This window comes from Amycolatopsis lexingtonensis, from assembly GCF_014873755.1.
GTDB lineage: Bacteria > Actinomycetota > Actinomycetes > Mycobacteriales > Pseudonocardiaceae > Amycolatopsis > Amycolatopsis lexingtonensis.
This window is the reverse complement of the sequence record NZ_JADBEG010000001.1, coordinates 4,737,875-4,756,230: the sequence shown is the minus strand read 5'-3', so window position 1 is coordinate 4,756,230 and position 18,356 is coordinate 4,737,875. Positions and strand designations below refer to the sequence as shown.

Annotated in this window: 22 protein-coding genes; 12 read left to right on the top strand and 10 right to left on the bottom strand. The window is 71.8% G+C overall.

Features of this window, described 5'->3' with window-relative positions:
• Positions 1-8 precede the first annotated feature (8 nt).
• The 5 genes from H4696_RS21145 to H4696_RS21125 are packed head-to-tail and all read left to right on the top strand — an operon-like array spanning position 9 to position 3,752.
• On the top strand, positions 9-803 hold the full coding sequence (locus tag H4696_RS21145) for a metallophosphoesterase family protein (RefSeq protein WP_086856844.1): 795 nt from the start codon (positions 9-11) through the stop codon (positions 801-803).
• 27 nt (positions 804-830) lie between these two features.
• On the top strand, positions 831-1,265 hold the full coding sequence (locus tag H4696_RS21140) for an SRPBCC family protein (protein ID WP_086856845.1): 435 nt from the start codon (positions 831-833) through the stop codon (positions 1,263-1,265).
• Between the two features lie 4 nt (positions 1,266-1,269).
• Positions 1,270-2,397, top strand: coding sequence for an ArsA family ATPase (locus tag H4696_RS21135; protein WP_086856846.1), 1,128 nt, complete (start codon positions 1,270-1,272; stop codon positions 2,395-2,397).
• Complete coding sequence (locus H4696_RS21130) at positions 2,394-2,798, top strand: hypothetical protein (RefSeq protein WP_086856847.1); 405 nt, start codon at positions 2,394-2,396, stop codon at positions 2,796-2,798. Before H4696_RS21135 ends, H4696_RS21130 begins: the two co-directional genes overlap by 4 nt.
• A gap of 15 nt (positions 2,799-2,813) precedes the next feature.
• Positions 2,814-3,752: an ROK family protein gene (locus H4696_RS21125; protein ID WP_086856848.1), complete on the top strand. Its 939-nt coding sequence runs from the start codon at positions 2,814-2,816 to the stop codon at positions 3,750-3,752.
• A gap of 176 nt (positions 3,753-3,928) precedes the next feature.
• Here H4696_RS21125 and H4696_RS21120 read toward each other — a convergent pair whose 3' ends face one another.
• Entirely contained in the window at positions 3,929-4,405 is a 477-nt protein-coding gene (locus tag H4696_RS21120; RefSeq protein WP_192782453.1) for an SMI1/KNR4 family protein, read from the bottom strand.
• A gap of 26 nt (positions 4,406-4,431) precedes the next feature.
• Here H4696_RS21120 and H4696_RS21115 point away from each other — a divergent pair, with 26 nt between their 5' ends.
• Complete coding sequence (locus H4696_RS21115; protein ID WP_086856850.1) at positions 4,432-5,277, top strand: NUDIX domain-containing protein; 846 nt, start codon at positions 4,432-4,434, stop codon at positions 5,275-5,277.
• Here H4696_RS21115 and H4696_RS21110 read toward each other — a convergent pair.
• Genes H4696_RS21110 through H4696_RS21100 form a run of 3 tightly spaced genes read right to left on the bottom strand, consistent with a single transcriptional unit; the run spans position 5,274 to position 7,705 of the window.
• The gene (locus H4696_RS21110) at positions 5,274-6,413 is read right to left on the bottom strand and encodes a glutamate--cysteine ligase (protein WP_086856851.1); all 1,140 of its coding nucleotides are present in this window, start codon (positions 6,411-6,413) and stop codon (positions 5,274-5,276) included. The genes H4696_RS21115 and H4696_RS21110 overlap by 4 nt on opposite strands.
• Positions 6,414-6,425: 12 nt before the next feature.
• Complete coding sequence (locus H4696_RS21105) at positions 6,426-6,941, bottom strand: hypothetical protein (RefSeq protein WP_086856852.1); 516 nt, start codon at positions 6,939-6,941, stop codon at positions 6,426-6,428.
• Positions 6,938-7,705, bottom strand: a complete 768-nt coding sequence (locus tag H4696_RS21100; protein ID WP_086856853.1) for an alpha/beta hydrolase — start codon at positions 7,703-7,705, stop codon at positions 6,938-6,940. The genes H4696_RS21105 and H4696_RS21100 overlap by 4 nt, the downstream gene beginning before the upstream one ends.
• 209 nt (positions 7,706-7,914) lie before the next feature.
• On the opposite strand from H4696_RS21100, the gene H4696_RS21095 reads away from it, so the two are divergent.
• Both H4696_RS21095 and H4696_RS21090 read left to right on the top strand, forming a co-directional pair.
• Entirely contained in the window at positions 7,915-8,676 is a 762-nt protein-coding gene (locus tag H4696_RS21095) for a lysophospholipid acyltransferase family protein (protein WP_086856854.1), read from the top strand.
• Between the two features lie 13 nt (positions 8,677-8,689).
• Positions 8,690-9,178 (top strand): polyadenylate-specific 3'-exoribonuclease AS, encoded by a 489-nt coding sequence (locus H4696_RS21090; protein WP_086856855.1) that lies wholly within the window; start codon positions 8,690-8,692, stop codon positions 9,176-9,178.
• Between the two features lie 12 nt (positions 9,179-9,190).
• Here H4696_RS21090 and H4696_RS21085 read toward each other — a convergent pair whose 3' ends face one another.
• Positions 9,191-10,273, bottom strand: coding sequence for a 3-deoxy-7-phosphoheptulonate synthase (locus H4696_RS21085; RefSeq protein WP_086856856.1), 1,083 nt, complete (start codon positions 10,271-10,273; stop codon positions 9,191-9,193).
• A gap of 282 nt (positions 10,274-10,555) precedes the next feature.
• Here H4696_RS21085 and H4696_RS21080 point away from each other — a divergent pair, with 282 nt between their 5' ends.
• Positions 10,556-11,581 carry a 6-phosphofructokinase gene (locus tag H4696_RS21080; protein ID WP_086856857.1) on the top strand — a complete coding sequence of 342 codons (1,026 nt, stop codon included), beginning with the start codon at positions 10,556-10,558 and terminating at the stop codon, positions 11,579-11,581.
• Positions 11,582-11,645: 64 nt separating this feature from the next.
• Here the strand turns inward: H4696_RS21080 and H4696_RS21075 are convergent, their stop codons facing one another.
• The 4 genes from H4696_RS21075 to H4696_RS21060 form a co-directional block, all read right to left on the bottom strand.
• Positions 11,646-12,515: a CU044_5270 family protein gene (locus H4696_RS21075; protein ID WP_086856858.1), complete on the bottom strand. Its 870-nt coding sequence runs from the start codon at positions 12,513-12,515 to the stop codon at positions 11,646-11,648.
• Entirely contained in the window at positions 12,508-13,086 is a 579-nt protein-coding gene (locus H4696_RS21070; RefSeq protein WP_086856859.1) for an RNA polymerase sigma factor, read from the bottom strand. The genes H4696_RS21075 and H4696_RS21070 overlap by 8 nt, the downstream gene beginning before the upstream one ends.
• Before the next feature lie 65 nt (positions 13,087-13,151).
• Complete coding sequence (locus H4696_RS21065) at positions 13,152-14,588, bottom strand: aromatic amino acid ammonia-lyase (protein ID WP_086856860.1); 1,437 nt, start codon at positions 14,586-14,588, stop codon at positions 13,152-13,154.
• Positions 14,589-14,623: 35 nt separating this feature from the next.
• Positions 14,624-15,106: a group II truncated hemoglobin gene (locus H4696_RS21060; protein ID WP_086856861.1), complete on the bottom strand. Its 483-nt coding sequence runs from the start codon at positions 15,104-15,106 to the stop codon at positions 14,624-14,626.
• 68 nt (positions 15,107-15,174) lie between these two features.
• On the opposite strand from H4696_RS21060, the gene H4696_RS21055 reads away from it, so the two are divergent.
• Positions 15,175-15,507: a winged helix-turn-helix transcriptional regulator gene (locus H4696_RS21055; RefSeq protein WP_086856862.1), complete on the top strand. Its 333-nt coding sequence runs from the start codon at positions 15,175-15,177 to the stop codon at positions 15,505-15,507.
• A gap of 146 nt (positions 15,508-15,653) precedes the next feature.
• Complete coding sequence (locus H4696_RS21050) at positions 15,654-16,616, top strand: hypothetical protein (RefSeq protein ID WP_143264944.1); 963 nt, start codon at positions 15,654-15,656, stop codon at positions 16,614-16,616.
• An 8-nt stretch (positions 16,617-16,624) separates the two neighbouring features.
• Here the strand turns inward: H4696_RS21050 and H4696_RS21045 are convergent, their stop codons facing one another.
• Positions 16,625-16,936: a metalloregulator ArsR/SmtB family transcription factor gene (locus tag H4696_RS21045; protein WP_086856864.1), complete on the bottom strand. Its 312-nt coding sequence runs from the start codon at positions 16,934-16,936 to the stop codon at positions 16,625-16,627.
• Positions 16,937-17,093: 157 nt separating this feature from the next.
• On the opposite strand from H4696_RS21045, the gene H4696_RS21040 reads away from it, so the two are divergent.
• Positions 17,094-18,311: a glycoside hydrolase family 18 protein gene (locus H4696_RS21040; RefSeq protein ID WP_086856865.1), complete on the top strand. Its 1,218-nt coding sequence runs from the start codon at positions 17,094-17,096 to the stop codon at positions 18,309-18,311.
• Positions 18,312-18,356: the final 45 nt, after the last annotated feature.

The following is an 18,356-nucleotide window of genomic DNA, read 5'->3' as shown; positions in this document are numbered from 1 at the left end:
GACCAGGGGTGCGGGTACACGTCGTCTCGGACGTGCACGGCAACGCGGACGCGCTGAAGCGGGCGGGGGACGGGGCCGACGCGCTGGTCGTGCTCGGTGACCTGCTGGACTTCGTCGACTACCGCGACCACGACAAGGGCATCATGGGCGCGCTGTTCGGCGCCGAGAAGGTCGGGGAGTTCGCGCGCCTGCGTCGCGAAGGCACCCGTGACGAAACCGTTGCCTTCTCCCGGACGCTCTGGGCGAGCCTCGACGACCCGGCCGGCGCGGTCGACGAGGCCATCCGCGAGCAGTACGCGGCGCTGTTCGCGGCGATGACCGCGCCCACCTACGCCACCCCCGGCAACGTCGACACCCCGTCGCTGTGGCCCGAGTTCACCGGCGCGGGCATCCACGTCCTCGACGGCGAGGTGGCCGAGATCGGCGGCCTGCGGTTCGGGTTCGTCGGCGGCGCGCTGCTGCCCGACGGCGTCGTCCCGCGCCGCCGCAAGGGCGCCGCCTGGCGCCCCTACCTGCGGGATCGCGAGGACTACGACAAGAGCGTCGCCGCGCTCGCCGACGTCGACGTCCTCTGCACGCACGGGCCGCCCGCCCTGCCGGAGCTGACCTACGACGTCGTCGCGCGCCGCAACGAAATCGGCTCCACGGCGCTGCTGGAGCTGATCCGGGAGCAGCGGCCGCGCTGGTCGGTGTTCGGGCACGTGCACCAGCCGCTGTCTTCGCGCGTCCGGGTCGGCCTGACCGAGTGCCGTAACGTGGGTCACTTCAAGGAGACCGGGCAGCCGTACGTGCTGCGCTGGTGACCGACCGCGGCGGCTACGCTTCGTCCCATGGCCGAGCAGTCCACACAGTCCATCGAGGTCGACGCCGAGCCCAGCCGGGTGATGGCCGTGATCGCCGACTTCCCCGCCTACCCGGAATGGGCCAAGGCCGTCCGGCAGACCGAGGTACTCGGCACCGACGCCGGTGGCCGGGCCAAGCAGGTCAAGCTGACCCTGGACGCGGGCCCGATCAAGGACGTCTACACCCTCGAGTACGACTGGGACGGTGACGGCCTCGGCGTCAGCTGGCACCTGGTCAAGGGCCAGATGCAGAAGGCGCAGAACGGCCGGTACGCGCTCGAGGACCTGGGCGGCCGGACGCGGGTCACCTACACGCTGTCGGTCGAGCTGGCGCTCCCGATGATCGGGCTGCTGCGCCGCAAGGCCGAGAAGATGGTCATGGACACCGCGCTGAAGGAGCTCAAGAAGCGGGCCGAGGGGTAGCCACGTGCGGATCCTGCTGTTCACCGGCAAGGGGGGTGTCGGGAAGACGACGCTGGCCGCCGCCACCGGCGCCGCCCTGGCCGCCCGCGGCAGGAAGACCCTCGTCGTGTCCACCGACCCGGCGCACTCGCTCGGCGACGCCTTCGGCCACACCCTGGGCGCCGAACCGTCCGAAGTGGACGCGCTGCTTTCGGCCGTGCAGATCGACTCGCGGACCCTGGTGGACACGACCTGGCACCGGCTCCGGGCCGAGCTGCAGGCCGCGCTGGCCGGCGCCGGACTCGACACCTTGGACGCCGAAGAACTCACCGTGCTGCCCGGCGTCGACGAACTGCTCGCCCTCACCGAGGTCCGCCGGCTCGCCGAAGAGGGGCCGTGGGAGACCATCGTCGTCGACTGCGGGCCGACGGCCGAGACGCTGCGGCTGCTCGCCCTCCCGGAAGCCGTCTCGGGCTACCTGACGCGCGTGTTCGGCCGGCGCGTCACCGACTCCGTGCGCCGGCTCGGCGTCCACCTCGACGGCCTGCGCGCGCTGCTCACCGAGCCGTCGGTGACCACGGTCCGGCTGGTGCTGACCCCGGAGCGGGTCGTCGTCGCGGAGGCGCGGCGCACGCTCAGCTCCCTGGCGCTGCGCGGCATCGCCGTCGACGGCCTGATCGCCAACCGCCTGATGCCCGCGCCCGGCTTCTGGCGCGGGGGCGCCGCGTCCTGGCTGCGCACCCGCCGTACCCAGCAGGACGCCGTGCTCGCCGAGCTGTCCGGCGCCGGGTTCGAGCGGGTGTCCCGCGTCGAGCACCGCGCCGTCGAACCGGTGGGGCTGCCCGCGCTGCTGGAGATCGCCGCGGAGCTCTACCGCGACGGCGACCCCCTGGCGGGTGATGGCACGCCGGTCACCCCATTGCTGCGCGTGCGGCCGGCGCCGGACGGGTACACCCTGCGCATCGCGATCCCGCTGACGCGGGACACCGAGGTCGACCTCGCCCGCGTCGACGACGACCTGGCGATCACCGTGGACGGCTTCCGCAGGCTCATCGCCCTGCCGGAGTCGCTGCGGCCGTGCCGGATCACCGGCGCGGAATCCGATGCCGACGGCCTGGTCGTGAACCTGGCCGGGAACCGGGGACGCGGGTGAGCGAAGAGGAACCCACGGACGGGCCGCGGCTCGCGGAGGAGATCCGCCTGCTGGTCGAGATGGTCGTGGAGAAGGCCGCGCCGTGGCTGGAGGGCGTCGTCGCCGCCGGGCACGGTGACCCTGACCAGGCGAAACCGGACGGCTCGGCGTGCGGCTGGTGCCCGCTGTGTGCGATCGTCGCGGTGGTGCGGGGTGAGCGTCCCGAGTTCGCGGCCCGGCTGCTGGAACAGCTGGCGCAGCTCGTGGCGTTGCTCCGGGCGGTGCTCGCGGACCGCTGGGAACCGGACGAGGGCGTGCACATGCCCGGGTTCCGGCCCGCGCCGCGGCCCCCGGCGGATGCCTCGGTGTCGGTGCGGGTCCAGCACATCGCCGTCCGCAGGCGTGACGAGTGGGAGAACTGAGTGCGGACGATAGGGGTGGACGTCGGCGGGACGAGCGTCCGGGCCGGCGTGGTCGACGAGCGCGGCTCCCTGCTCGACACGGCACGCGTCGGGACGCCGAGCGAGGAAGGCGCCCTCGAGGACGCCATCGCGGGCGTCGTCGAGGACCTGCGCAACCGCCACGACGTGGCCGGGGTCGGCCTGGCCGTGGCCGGGTTCGTGGCCCGCGACCGCCGGTCGGTGATGTTCGCACCGCACCTGGCCTGGCGCGGCGCGCCGGTCGCCGACCGGATCGAGAAGCGCGTCGGCCTGCCGGTACTGCTGGAACACGACGTCAACGCGGCGATGGTGGGCGAGCACCGCTTCGGCGCGGCCCGCGGCGCCCACGTGGCGGCGCTGGTGGCACTGGGCACGGGCATCGGCGCGGGCCTGCTCCTGGACGGCAAGCTGTTCCGCGGCGCGTACGGCGTGGCGCCCGAGCTGGGCCACCTGACGGTGGTCCGCGGCGGCCGGCCGTGTCCGTGCGGCAAGTACGGCTGCTGGGAGCGCTACTGCAGCGGAACGGCCCTCGCGACGACGGCGGTGGAGCTGCTCGCGCGGCACCCGGGCCGTTCGACGGTGCTGGCCCCGCAGGTCGCGGGCGACCCGGGCTCGGTAACGGGACGGCGAGTGGCCGGCGCGGCTCGTGACGGTGATCCGATCGCCCAGCTGGCGATGGCGGAGCTGGCCAAGTGGCTGGGTGAAGGTTTGGCGCTGGTGGCGGACGTGTTCGACCCGGAGATCATCGTGATCGGCGGGGGAGTGTCGGAGTCGGCGCCGTTGTTCTTGGACGAGGCCCGGGAGCACTACGCGGGCGCGATCACGGGCGCTCGGTACCGGCCGTTGGCGCGGATCCGGACAGCCCACCTGGGCGACGACACGGCGATCGTGGGCGCGGCGGCGCTGGCCCTGGAGGCGGCGAAGACCCCGGTCTGACCGGGCGGCCGGTGTCTTGAATGAGTCATTCAGGACGCCTGAAGACCTGAATGAGTCATTCAGGACGTTCGGGTGCCCGGGTAGCTTGCCGGTCGCCAAGGTCGCGAATGAGTCATTCGCGACCTCCAGCGTCCCGAATGAGTCATTCGCGACGCTCGTGGCCCCGGAACCGTCGCTCACTCCTCCGGGAAGCTCGCCGACGGCACCAGTCCCTCGGCGAACGCCCGGAACGTCGGCGCCAAGGCCAGCTCCGACTCCAGCTCCGCGTCGAACCACGTCACCGACGGCTCCGAAGACCGCCGGTAGTCCAGCGCCACCCACGTGTGCCCGTCCCCGGACAGCACCACCACCTCGCGAGGCAGGTCCCACTCCGCGCTCAGGTACGGCGAGTCCAGGATGGACAACCGGCCGCCGACGCCGAGCAGCTCGTCGAACGGCACGTGCGTCGCGCTGTACGACGTCGGCGCGCTCGTCGGGAAGGCGTCGAACGAGGCAGCCACTGTTCCGCCGTTGCGCAGGCCCAGCAGTTCGCCCAGCTCGATCGGCAGCCGGACGCCCAGCTCGCGGCCGGCGTGGGTGAACTCGCGGCGGGACAGCGGCTCCCCGGGACCGCGGTCCCAGAACGTGGGCTTGAGCTGATCGAACCGGGTCACGCCGCAGAGTGTGACAGGCTGGCCGGGTGAGTCCGCCGTCCGCGAGCGTCTTCGTCAAGTGTTCCTGCGGGCACCTGCACTGGGGCCGGTACGGCGCCGCCGGGCTGCTGCTCGTCGACCCCGCGCGCGGGGTTCTGCTGCAGCGCCGGGCCTGGTGGGTGCACCACGGCCGCACCTGGGCGTTGCCCGGCGGGGCCATCGAGGCCGGCGAAACCGCCCTCACCGCGGCCGCCCGCGAAGCCTTCGAAGAGGCCTCCGTGCCCGCCGAAGCCTTCCGGACCGTCTCCGCCTCCGTCGTCGACCACGGGGACTGGAGCTACACCACCGTGCTCGCGCTTGCCGAAGGCGCCGAGGCGCGGGTCGCCAACACCGAGAGCGCGGAGGTGCGCTGGGTGGATCCCGAAGACGTCCCCGGTTACCCCCTGCACCGCGATTTCGCCGCCGCTTGGCCGGACCTGGCCGCGCGCGTCGGGCGGGAGCTCGTCCTGGTCGTCGACGGGGCCAACGTCGTGGGCTCGCGGCCGGACGGCTGGTGGCGCGACCGGCACGGCGCCGCCGAGCGGCTGCGCGACCAGCTCGCCCGCCTCGCCGAAGCCGGCCTGACCGACCCGGACGACGCCGCCGTGACCTGGTGGCCGCGGATCGTCCTGGTCGTCGAAGGCAAGGCCAAGCACGTCACGGGCGTGCCCGGCGTGGCGGTCGTGGCGGCGGACACCGACGGCGACTCGAAGATCGTCGAGGTCGTCGCGAAGCTGGCCGAAGCCCGGATCCTGGTCGCGACCGCGGACCGCGAGCTGAAGGGGCGCGTCGAAGCCCTCGGCGCGGCGATCCTCGGCCCGGGCACCCTGCGCACCCGGCTGGACCGGCTCTAGTCCTTCGCGATCCCGTCGCGCATCTCGGAAACGAGCGACGCCATCACGGCCTTGAGGCTGCCCTTGTGCCGCTCCGCGACCGCCCGCTGCCGCCGGTAACTCGGCCCGTGCTCCAGGATCGTCTCGACGTCCCGCAGCTCCGCGGCGCAGCCGAGCCGCCGCGCCACCGGCTCCAGGCGGTCGAGCAGGTCGGTGATGTCGTCGGTGACCAGCCGTTCGCGCCCGGCCGAGTCCAGGATGACGATCGCGTCGGTGCCGTAGCGGGCCGCGCGCCACTTGTTCTCCTGGACGTGCCACGGCGGCAGCGTCGGCAGGATCTCGCCGTCGTCGAGGCGCTGGCTGAAGTCGTCGACCAGGCACTGCGTCAGCGCCGCGATCGCGCCGACCTCCAGCAGCGTCGGCAGCCCGTCGCAGACGCGCATCTCGATCGTGCCCAGGTGCGGGGCCGGCCGGATGTCCCAGCGGATCTCCGAAAAGTGGTCGATCACGCCGGTGGTGAACATGTCGTCGACGTAGTTCTCCAGCTCCGCCCACTTCCGGAACTGGAACGGCAGCCCGGCCGTCGGCAGCTGCTGGAACATCAGCGCCCGGTTCGACGCGTACCCGGTGTCCTCGGCGCCCCAGTACGGCGACGACGCCGACAGCGCCTGCAGGTGCGGCGCGTAGTTGAGCAGCGCGTCGAGGATCGGCAGGACCTTCTCGCGGTGGTCGACCCCGACGTGCACGTGGACGCCGTAGATCAGCATCTGGCGGCCCCACCACTGGGTCCGGTCGATCAGCTTGGCGTAGCGCTCCTTGTCGGTGACCTTCTGCTGGTACCAGTTCGAAAACGGGTGCGTCCCGGCCGAGAACATCTCCACGCCGAGCGGGTCGGCGACGCCGTGCACGACGTCGAGGGACTCGTTCAGGTCGGCCTTGACCTCGGCGATCGTTTCGCAGACGCCGGTGATGATCTCGATGGTGTTGAGCAGCAGCTCCTGCTTGATCTTCGGGTGCTCGGCGGCGCCGTCGGGGCGGACGGCCTCGAGGATCCGCTCCGCGACCGAGGACAGCTCGCCGCTGCGGCGGTCGACCAGGCCGAGTTCCCACTCCGCGCCGACGGTCGATCGCCGCGAAGGGCTGAAATCGATGCGCATCGCCCTGACGCGTCAGACCTGGGCGCCGTTGCTGGGATCGGCGCCGGGCGGCGGTCCCTGCCGGACGCGGAGCAGCAGGAGCGCGATCGCCGTCGCGAGCGCGAGGATGCCGAGCGGGGTCGCCACGGTCTGGCCGACGCCGATCGCGCCGGGCAGGATCAGCAGGAACAGCCCGGCCAGGAACAGCAGCAGGATGAGGAACGCGCCCATCTTCGGCCGCGGCAGCGGTGGCGGCTCCGGCGGGACGTAGTGCTCATCGTCGTCCGCGGGATCGTCGGAGAAGATCGTGGTGTCCCACGACGTGCCCCCGGAGCGCCAGCCGGGCTCGGGCGGGGAGGGGTCCGCGGCCGGCGGCTCGGCGGGCCGTTCCGGCGTCTTGCGCTGCTCGGTCGCCGTGCCGGCCTGCTTCGACTCGGGGGCGTCGGCGGTGTCGTCTTCGGGGAGCCCGAAGCCGTCGGCCCGCAGGTCGGCGACGATCTCGGCGAACGTCGCGTCGACGTCCTCCGGCCCGTCCTTCCCGCGGCTCATGCGGTCTCCTCCGGCTGTGCGGCGTGCGCCTTCGCGAACTCGACGCTACGCGAAAAAATCACCTCGGCGTCGTTGTCCTGCGTCGCCACGTGGTAGCTGTTCTCCAGCACGACCTCGGTGACGTCGGTGCTCGAGACGCCGTCGAGCACCAACTGCGAATTCACCGGCTCGACGACGTGGTCGACCGACGAGTGCAGCAGCAGCACCGGCTGCGTGACCTTGCCCAGGTCCGCGCGCACGACGGCCCACAGCTTCGCCAGGCTCGCGGCGGCGCGCACCGGGGTCCGCGGGTAGGCCAGCTCGGTCTCGCCCGGCTTCTTGATGTCGTTCGCGATCGCCGGCACCGACGGCACGATCCGGCCCAGCACCGGCAGCAGCCGCGTGTCCCACTTCAGCCGCGTCACCGACGGGTTGACCAGGACGATCCCGGCGATCCGGTCGCCGAACTCCTCGGCGAGGCGCAGGGTGAGCGTGCCGCCCATGGAGAGGCCGCCGACGAAGACCGTCTTGCACGTCGAGAGCAGCTCGAGGAGCGCTTCGCGGACCGTGCCGTACCAGTCTTCCCACGTCGTGCGGTTGAGGTCCGGCCAGCGGGTGCCGTGGCCGGGCAGGAGCGGGCAGCGCACGGTGAACCCGGCGCCGGCCAGGTGGTCACCCCAGGCCCGCATGCTCGCCGGGGTACCGGTGAACCCGTGGCAGAGCAGGAACCCGGTATCGGCCGAACCGGTGTGGCCGAACGGTTCCGCGCCGGCGAGCACGCCCATGCGATCGCCTTCCGTGTGAGCGGTGGATCCGTCCATGCTCTCACGGCTCGCGGGCGTTGTGGGGCTCCGCCCGGACCCGGAATTCGCTGTGAGATCGGTCGCTGCCCGCCGGTAACCGGGTGGTCTCCGTTGTGCGGCGGCCACCGGGGTTCGTAGGCTGTCCCGCGCGGGTGAATGGGGCTGAGCTGCGATGGAGGACTGAGGCACCGGTGCTGTACTGGCTCATGAAGTGGGTATTCATCGGACCGCTGCTCAAGACGCTGTGGCCGACCAAGGTCGTCGGCGCGGAGAACATCCCCGAGACCGGCGGCGCGATCCTCGCCGGCAACCACCTGGCGGTCGCGGACTCGTTCTTCATGCCGCTGCGGGTCAAGCGCAAGGTCACCTTCCCGGCCAAGTCCGAGTACTTCACCGAGCCCGGGTTCAAGGGCCTGCTCAAGAAGTGGTTCTTCACCGGCGTCGGCCAGTTCCCGATCGACCGCTCCGGCGGCAACGCCGCCCAGGCCGCGCTCGACACGGCCACCCGCCTGGTCAAGGCCGGCCACCTGCTCGGCATCTACCCCGAGGGCACCCGCTCCCCGGACGGCCGCCTGTACAAGGGCAAGACCGGCGTCGCCCGGATCGCCCTGGAGTCCGGCGGCGTGGTCGTCCCGGTGGCGATGATCGGCACGGACAAGGTCAACCCGATCGGCTCCAAGATGTGGTGGCCCCGCCGCCTCGAGGTCCGCTTCGGCAAGCCGCTGGACTTCTCGCGCTACGAAGGCCTCGCGGGCGACCGCTTCATCGAGCGGTCCATCACCGACGAGATCATGTACGCGCTGATGGAGCTGTCCGGCCAGGAGTACGTCGACATCTACGCGGCGAAGGCCAAGGAGCTGCTGGCCGCCGAGGCCGCCGGAGTCAAGCCGAAGGTGCCTGCCCAGCCTGCTTCCCGCGACGCGGCCCGGGTGCCGGACTCCAAGGTCAGCTGACTACTGTTCACCAGTGCGTTTTTTCTACGACACCGAGTTCATCGAAGACGGCGTGACGATCGACCTGGTGTCCATCGGTGTCGTCGACGAGCGGGGCCGCGAGTTCTACGCGGTCTCGACGGAGTTCGACCCCGCCAAGGCCGGGCCGTGGGTCCGGGACAACGTCCTCGACAAGCTCCCGTCCCCGGCCGACCGGGCGTGGCGCAGCCGCGAGAAGATCCGCACCGACCTGCTGGAGTTCTTCGGCAAGCCCCCGGGCGGCATCGAGCTGTGGGCCTGGTTCGCGGCGTACGACCACGTCGCGCTGGCCCAGCTGTGGGGCCCGATGCCGGCGTTGCCCCGCCAGCTGCCGCGCTTCACGAGGGACCTGCGCCAGCGGTGGGAGGACGCCGGGAAGCCGAAGCTCCCGGCGGCCCCCACCGACCAGCACGACGCCTTGGCGGACGCGAAGCACAACCTGGCGCGGTGGGAGATCATCGAGGAGTACTTCCCCCGCCGCTGAGCCCGCGCCGGGTCAGCGGCGCGCCCGGACCGCCTCGGCCAGCTCGTCCAGCAGCGGGGCCGTGTCGTCCCACGCCAGGCAGGCGTCGGTGATCGACTGGCCGTACACCAGCTCGTCGGCGTGCCCCAGCGCGAGGTCCTGCCGGCCGCCGGCCAGGAAGCTCTCCAGCATCAGGCCCGAGATCCCGCGCTCGCCGGCCGCGATCCGGGACGCCAGCTCGCGCACCACCGCGCCCTGGCGGACGTGGTCCTTGCCGCTGTTGCCGTGCGAAGCGTCGATGATCACCCGCTCCGGCAGGTCCGACTTCGCCAGCCGCGCGAGCGTGTCCGCGACCGTCGCCGCGTCGTAGTTCGGGCCGGCGTTGTGGCCGCGCAGGATCACGTGGCAGTCCGGGTTGCCGGACGTCGTCAGCAGCGCCGCGAGGCCGTCGGTGTTGATGCCGGGGAACACGTGGCTCGCGGCCGCCGCGCGGGTCGCGTCGATCGCCACCTGGACGTCGCCCTCGGTGGAGTTCTTGATGCCCACCGGCATCGACAGCGCGCTGCACAGCTGGCGGTGCACCTGGCTCGCCGCCGTGCGCGCGCCGATCGAGCCCCACGTCACGATGTCGGCGATGAACTGCGGGGTGATCGGGTCGAGGAATTCGCAGCCGACCGGCAGGCCCAGCGCGGACACGTCGAGCAGCAGCTTCCGCGCCATCCGCAGGCCCTTGTTGACGGCGAACGTGCCGTCCAGGTCCGGGTCGTTGATCAGGCCCTTCCAGCCCAGCGTCGTGCGCGGCTTCTCGAAGTACACGCGCATCACGACGTGCAGCTCGCCGCGCAGCTCCTCGGCCTTCGCGGCCAGCCGGCGGGCGTAGTCGAGGGCCGCTTCGGGGTCGTGCACCGAGCACGGGCCGACGACGACGAGGAGGCGATCGTCGCGGCCCTCGAGGATGTCGACCGTCTCGGCGCGCCCGTCCTGCACGACCTTGGCCACGGCGGCGTCGACCGGATGGTCTTCGCGCAGCAGAGCGGGCGAAATGAGCGGACTGATCGACGTGGTGCGCGCGGCATCGAGGTCACCGATGGTGGCGGGGCCGGCGGAGAGCGTCATGGCGGGGGGTGTTCCTTCCTGGTGGACACCGACCCGCGGGGGACTCGCCGAGCCGGTTGGAGATCCGGCTCGGGGTGGAGGTCAGCGCAGGTTCACGCCGCCGCGCCCACCCGGGGCCGGCTTCGTAAACCAGAAATAGCGCTGCACGGCGCCAACGTAGCACAGGCCGGTCGTGGACCGATTCGGCAGGTGGTACGGGCTGCACCGATCAAGACGGGAGCCGCTACTCTGGCGAGCGACGAAATGTGACTGCCATCTCCAGATAACAGACGGAGGCTTCTCATGCGTGTCGGTGTGCTGACCGGCGGTGGCGACTGCCCGGGGCTCAACGCGGTGATCCGCGCCGTGGTGCGTAAGGGCATCGAGGTGCACGGCTGGGACTTCGTGGGCTTCCGCAACGGCTGGAACGGCCCGCTCACCGGGGACAGCCGTCCGCTCGGCCTCAACGATGTCGAGGACATCCTGACCCGCGGTGGCACCATCCTGCGGTCCTCGCGCACCAACCCGTACAAGGTCGAGGGCGGCGTCGACAAGATCAAGCAGGTCCTGGCCGACCAGGGCGTCGACGCGCTGATCGCGATCGGCGGCGAGGACACCCTCGGCGTCGCGAAGCGGCTGACCGACGACGGCGTCGGCGTCGTGGGCGTGCCCAAGACCATCGACAACGACCTGGGCGCCACCGACTACACCTTCGGCTTCGACACCGCGGTCTCCATCGCGACCGAGGCGATCGACCGGCTGCACACCACCGCCGAGTCGCACCACCGCGCCCTCGTCGTCGAGGTCATGGGCCGCCACGCCGGCTGGATCGCGCTGCACTCCGGCCTGGCCGGCGGCGCGAGCGTCATCCTGGTGCCGGAGCGGCAGTTCAACCTCGACCAGGTCGTCTCCTGGGTCGAGCGCCGCTTCGAGAAGGAGTTCGCGCCGATCATCGTCGTCGCCGAGGGCGCGCTGCCCGAGGGCGGCGAGGAGAAGCTGCTCACCGGCGAGAAGGACGCCTTCGGGCACGTCCGCCTCGGCGGCATCGGCACCTGGCTGGCCGACGAGATCGCCCGCCGCACCGGCAAGGAGTCCCGCGCGGTGGTCCTGGGCCACGTCCAGCGCGGCGGCACCCCGACGGCGTACGACCGCGTCCTGGCGACCCGATTCGGCCTGCACGCGGTGGACGCCGTGGCCGACGGCGACTTCGGCGTCATGGTCGCCCTCAAGGGCACGGACATCGTCCGCGTGAAGCTGTCCGAGGCGACGGCCGAGCTGAAGACCGTCCCGGTCGAGCGCTACCAGGAAGCCGAAGTCTTCTTCGGCTGAGTTCGTTGTCCGTGAAGGCCTCCTTACCGGTCATAAAAGCCGGTAAGGAGGCCTTCACGGCTTTTCAGGGGCGCTGCCGCACTTCGTCGACGATGCCCTGGCTCACCACCGCGCCGGTCGTCCCGGAGCCGACGTAGGTGAAGGTGACCGGGTCGAACAGGAACTCGTCCTGGTTGCCGATGCCGTGCTCGGTCGTGCTGTTCCAGGTGATGCCGAGGACCGGCCGGCCCGCGGCGTCCTTCGCGTCGGTGCGGGCGACCAGCCCGGGCACCTTCGCCATCGCCTCGTAGAGCGCGGCCCGCGCCGCCGGCCGCAGGTAGCCGCCGGCCAGGTCCACGACCTCGGTGCCGAGGTCGTGCAGGGTGTCGCCCTCGCCGTACGTGCTCTTGTGCAGGTAGGCGAGCATGGCGTCGGCGTCCGTCGGCAGGTCCGGGTGGGCGGCCGGACGCGGCTCGCACCGGCTGGTCACCGTTCGCCCGCGGCCTTCCTTCTGCACGCGCTTCCCGTCGCGGCAGCCCGCGATCTCCGTTTCGTGGCCGAAGAGGACCTCGAACCCGTCGCGGGTTCCGTCCGCCGACGCCCAGAACTCGTTCTCCCGGCCGTCCGCGAGCCGCGTCCTGGTGTAGAGGAACTGGTCCGGCCGCGGCTCGACGTCCGGCAGGGCACGGGCCGCCGCGGCGGCCCGGTACAGGATGTCCACGGGGCCGTCGGCCGCGCGCGGGGCCGGTGGCGCGGTCGGGGTGGTCGGGGTGAGCGTGAAGACGGCGGTGGCGGCTGCGGCGAGCCCGGCCGCGGCGACCGAGCCCCACACCCAGCGCCGGGCCGGCCGTCGCGCCGTGGCGGCGGCCAACTCCGCCCGGGCACGGGCCAGGTCGTCGCGCGCCGGGAGCTGCGCCGGTCCGGCGAAGTCGCGCAGCAGCTGCATCTCATCCATGGTTCGAGACCTCCTCGGCGGGCGCGAGTTCCGCGCGGACTTTCCTGCGAGCCCGGTTCAGGCGCGACCGGACGGTGCCGACCGGGATCCCCAGCGCCGCCGCGACCTCCTCGTAGGCCAGGCCTTCCCAGGCGATCAGCAGCAGCACGTCGCGGTCTCCGCGAGCCAGTCCGGCCAGGGCCCCGGCCAGCCGTGCGTTCATCGCCTGCGCCGTCACCCGCTCGGCGACCCGGTCCGCGTGGGAGACCTCCTCGTCGGGTGGCCCGAGACTGGCTCGCAGCCGGTACTCGCGGGCTTCCGCCCGGCGGCGCTGGCCGACGAGGTTGGTGGCGATGCCGTAGAGCCACGGCCGCGCGCTGCGGAACGCGGCGTCGTAGCGGCCGCGCCCGCCGAAGGCGATCAAGAACGTCTCGCCCAGCAGGTCGTCGGCGACCTGGCCGCCGAGCCGCCGGGCGAGGTAGCGATGGATGTGCGGGGCGTGGCGGTCGAAGACCGCCGCGAACCGCTCGGGGTGCCGGAGCGACGCGGTGATGACGTCCGCGTCGTCCCCGGCTTCACCTGGTGAAGTCATGAACCGCCTGCCTGTAGTGAGGCCATCTGCCCCGTTGTTGGCGGAACAGGCGATCCGGGTTCACGCTAGATCCGGGCCAGCCGGTCCAGGACGCCGACCGCCGCGGCGATGTCGTCGGTGAGCGGCCGGTCGTCGACGCTCTCGTCCAGCACCTCGGACGCCATCTCGAAGGCGTCGCGCACCGGCAGGTCCACCAGGTCCGCCTCGCGCATCCGCAGCGCCCGGACCGCCGCCACCAGCTCGCAGGCGAGCACCTGCTGGTAGGCCGCGCACGCCGCGGTCGCCGCGCGGGCCGCCTGCGTCGAGAAGCTCGCGTGGTCCTCGATGCCGCGGGACACCACGGCCGTGCCGAGCGTCGCCGGGAGCGCCGCCTGCCGCAGCTCGGTCAGCGCGTCGTGCGCCACGTACTCGAGGATCATCACGCCCGAGCTGCCCGCCGGGCCCGCCGCGAGGAACGGCCGCAGCCCGGTGAACTCCGGCTCCACCAGGTCGCCCAGCCGCGCCACCGAAAGCTCCGCCACCTGGTGCACGGTCGCGCGGGCCTGGTCCAGCGCCGTCGACACGTACGCCGTGTGGAAGTGCGCGTGGTGGTAGGCGTCGCCGTGCACCGTGGAGATCATCGGGTTCTCGGTGCTCGCGTTGATCTCGACGGCGAGGACGTCCCGCAGGTAGTGGATCGCGTCCAGCGCCGGGCCCTGGACCTGCGGAAAAGCCCGCAGCCCGAACGGGTCCTGGATCCGGCGCCCCGGCTTCGGCGTCTGGTGCATGCCCAGCAGCCGCCGCATTTCCGCGGCGCAGGCGACCTGCCCCGCGTGCGGGCGCGCTTCGTGCACCGGCGTCGCGTAGGCCTCGGGGTTGCCGTCGAGCGCGACGTACGTCAGCGCCGCGACGGCGTGGCTCGCCCGGGTCAGCGCGTCCAGCCGCATCGCGGCGAGGGTGGCCTCGGCGAGCGTCGCGGCGTTGCTGCTCATGAACGCCAGCGCGTCGCCGGCGTGCACCGGGACCGGCGGCACGTGCCCGGTCACCCAGGGCCGTTCACCGGTGAGCGCCAGCGCGGTCTCGGCCAGGGGCGCGAGGTCGCCGGTGCCGATCGCGCCGAGCCGGTGCACCAGCGGCAGCGCGCCGGTGCGGACCGCTTCGGCCAGCGCGCCGATCAGCTCGGGGCTGATCCCGGACCGCCCGGAGAGCAGCTGGTTCAGCCGGATCAGCATCATCGCCCGGACCTGCCCGGGTGGCAGCACGTCACCGCTGCCGCCCGCGTGGCTGCGCAGCAGGCGCAGCCCGTGTTCCCGCGAGCTCTCGACGGTGTCGTCCTTGTTGGCCCCGACGCCGGTGGTCCGGCCGTAGACCACGCGGCGCGTGCTCAGGTCTTCCGCGAGCTTCCACGCGTGCTCGGCCGCGCGCTGCGCGGCGATCGAGACGTCGATGCCCAGCGGGCCCTCGGTGCGCGCCGCCGTCACGACGTCCGCGCAGCGCAGGGTCCGGCCGTCCACCCGGATCAAAGGCAGCCTCCTTTTCGACTGCCCTCACTATGCGGCTAGGGCGCTGGCGGCTGCCAGGGCGGCCTCGGCCAGTCCCAGCGCGGGACCGGTTCGTGCAGGTCGGGCTGGGCGCCGGGGGCCGAGAAGATGACGGCCAGCCTGCTGCCCCACTCGAGGTAGCCGGCGAAGGCGGCGCGGAACTCGGGGTCGCCGGGCAGCTCCGCCTCGTCGGCGGCGTCGAGCAGCAGGCTCACCCACCGGCGGCGCTGCTCTTCGGTGATGCCGCGCCCGAGGTGGCGGCCGATCATGTGGGCGTGCCCGCCGTGGCTGCCGGAGTAGTCGGCCGGCCCGCCGAAGACCTCGCCGAGCCAGACCGCGACGTGCTCGGCGTGGTGCGGGTCCATGCCGCGGAAGACGGGTTCGAGCAGCGGGTCTTCGAGGACGTGGCGGTAGAAGATCGTCAGCAGGCGCACGAGAGCTTCGCGGCCGCCCGCCCAGTCGTAGAGGGTGGGAGTCGGCGGGGTTTCTGGCACGATCACCCGGTCAGGCAACCAGGGCGCGTCCGGCCGGGCAAGCACGTACTTTCCGGTGCGTAGGGGAGAGCGGGATGAAGCGGTACCACTGCGCGGTGGAGCTGGCGGTCGACCTGATCGGCGGCAAGTGGAAGCCGGTGATCCTGGCGCACCTCAAGGAGGGCGCGCACCGCTACGGCGAGCTGCGACGGCGAATGCCCGGGGTGAGCGAGAAGATGCTGACCCAGCAGCTGCGCGAGCTGGCGGCGGACGGGATCGTGCGCCGCGTGGAGCTCGGCGGCAAGGTGCCGCACGTCGAGTACCACCTGACGGAGGTGGGGGAGGAGCTCCGCCCGGCACTGCAGGCGTTGTACGAGTGGGGCGAGCGCCGCGCGACGGCCGCGGGTATCTCTTTCGAGCCGCAATAGCGCGGATGACTTTTCGCCTGCTTGCCCGGCCGAGTCGTGAATTCCGGTTGCCGGTCCGTCCATTCGGTGAACCCGGTTGCCTGCCGTAACGGAGACGATCCCGCTCGCGAGTCTGTGAGGTAATCGAGCAGACGGGGTGAAGCCCAGTGAGCAGCGAATACCGAAATCCGCCACCTCCTCGCCGGCCGCGCGCCATCTGGCCGGCTATTTGGCTGGGCGTCGCACTGACGATCGGCCTCCTACCGCTGGTGATCCATTCCGCCGGTTCGGCACCGGCTGTCATTGGGGCACCGCCAGTCAGAGCGCCGACAACGGTAATACCGCCGCAGACCGGGTACGGCTCTCCGCCGACGCTGTCCGTGCAGGCCCCTGCGCCGACGCCGCCCGGTTCCGGTCAGCCGACCGACCCGCTGCCCCTGGAAGCTTTCATCGAAGAATGCCGGCACAGCGTCGAGCATTGGCGAATCGCGCAGGTCGACTATCCGCGGAAGCTCGACCTCGAGAAAAGCGTTCCCGGGGTTTATCTCGCCGCCGTCGACGTCAGGGATCACCCGTTGCCGCCGGAACAGGTGATTCCCGGCCTCGATCTCATGGGAGCTTCGCTGGACGTCAAATGCGTGCTCAGTGCGCGGCTCGTCGGCGACGATTCGATGTCGGTCGACCCCCCGCTGTGGACTCCACGATCCTTCAACCCGGCCGGTCTGCTGAACTGGAGCTGGTCCGTCACCGCAAGCACGGCCGGCTCGCGCCGGCTGCGCCTGGAGCTTCAGCCGGCTGTCGTCGGTGCCGGGAGTGACTCGACTGCCACCGCCGGTGATGGCGTGGCGCAAACCCTGACCTACCTGTCGGTCGCCGAAGTGCGCGAGCCGAGCCCGTCGGCCGTGCCGGCCGGGTCCGCCTCAGGGCGGGACGTCCGAGGAGCGGGGAAGCAGATCATCTGGTTCGCCGGCGGTCTCGGTGCCGTGGTGCTCGCGGTCCTGGGGTGGCTGGCGAAGGTCGGGCGTGGCGTGCGGGGCGTTCGGAAGGCGTGGCGAACGCCTGCAGAAAGGCCGGGCGGAAAGGCCGGAACCGGACGCAAGGCGGCCACGGGCAAGGACAGGAAGCGGTAGGGAGCCGGTCAGCTCGGGTCCGTCTCGTCCAGCCGGCGTTCCAGCGCATCAAGACGCTCACCCCAGAACCGCCGGTACGGCGCCAGCCACGCGTCGACTTCCGCAAGGGGCTCCGGCCTCAGCGCGTAGCACCTCCGCTGCGCCGCCACCCGGACCGTCACCAGGCCGGCCTCCCGCAGCACCCGCAGGTGCTTGGACACCGCGGGCTGGCTGAGGGAAAGCTCGTCGACCAGTTCGCCGACCGAGCGCTCGCCGTCGCGGAGGAGGTCCAGGATCGTGCGGCGGCGGGGTTCGGCCAGCACCTCGAAGGTCTGCATCACCCCCGGAATGTGCTCCGCTCGGCATATTCCTGTCAAGGCATGCACGGCGGAAGGACTTGGTCTGAACCATTGACCTAATGGTCTAGTCCACTTACGGTGGTGTGGTCCTCACCACTCCGGCAACGCAGCCGTGAGTAATTCTCCGGAGGGAGAACGCATGTCCCGCAGGAAGAGCTTCTCGGCGCTGCTGACGGTGGCCGCCGTCGCGGGCCTGGTCGCGGGGGCCGCGGCCGCCCCGGTGGCCACCGCCGCCACCGAGACCGCCCAGGCGTCCGTCGGCAAGGTCGTCGGCTACTTCACCGAGTGGGGTGTCTACGACCGCAACTACCACGTCAAGAACATCGAGACGTCGGGGTCGGCGAGCAAGCTGACGCACATCAACTACGCCTTCGGCAACGTGACGAACGGCGGCTGCGCGATCGGCGACGCCTACGCCGACTACCAGAAGACCTACGATGCCGCGGGCAGCGTGGACGGCATCGCCGACACCTGGGACCAGCCGCTCGCCGGCAGCTTCAACCAGCTGAAGAAGCTCAAGGCCATGCACCCGGGCCTCAAGGTGATCTGGTCGTTCGGCGGCTGGACCTGGTCCGGCGGCTTCGGGCAGGCGGCGCAGAACCCCGCCGCATTCGCGGACTCCTGCTACAACCTGGTCAACGATCCGCGCTGGGCGGGGGTCTTCGACGGCATCGACATCGACTGGGAGTACCCCAACGCCTGCGGCCTGAGCTGCGACACCAGCGGCGCGGCGGCGTACAAGAACCTGATGGGTGCCCTGCGTGCCAAGTTCGGTTCGCAGCTGGTCACCTCCGCGATCACCGCGGACGGCACCGACGGCGGCAAGATCGACGCGGCCGACTACGGCGGCGCCGCGCAGTACGTCGACTGGTACAACGTGATGACCTACGACTACTTCGGCGCGTGGGCCGCGCAGGGCCCGACCGCTCCGCATTCGCCTCTCAACAGCTACGACGGCATCCCGACCGCCGGCTTCTACTCCGACGCCGCGATCCAGAAGCTCAAGGGCAAGGGCGTCCCGTCGGACAAGCTGCTGCTGGGCATCGGCTTCTACGGCCGCGGCTGGACCGGCGTCACGCAGGACGCCCCGGGCGGCACCGCGACCGGCCCGGCACCCGGCAAGTACGAGCAGGGCATCGAGGACTACAAGGTGCTGAAGTCTTCGTGCCCCTCGACCGGCACGGTCGCCGGCACCGCCTACGCGAAGTGCGGGAGCGACTGGTGGAGCTACGACACCCCGTCGACCATCGCCGGCAAGGTCTCCTACGCCAAGGCGCAGGGGCTCGGCGGCGCGATGTTCTGGGAACTGTCCGGTGACACCACCGACGGCGAGCTGATCACGGCCGTCGCGAAGTAGCGCGCACGGGGGCACCGGCGGAACTTGTCGGTGCCCCCGTTTACT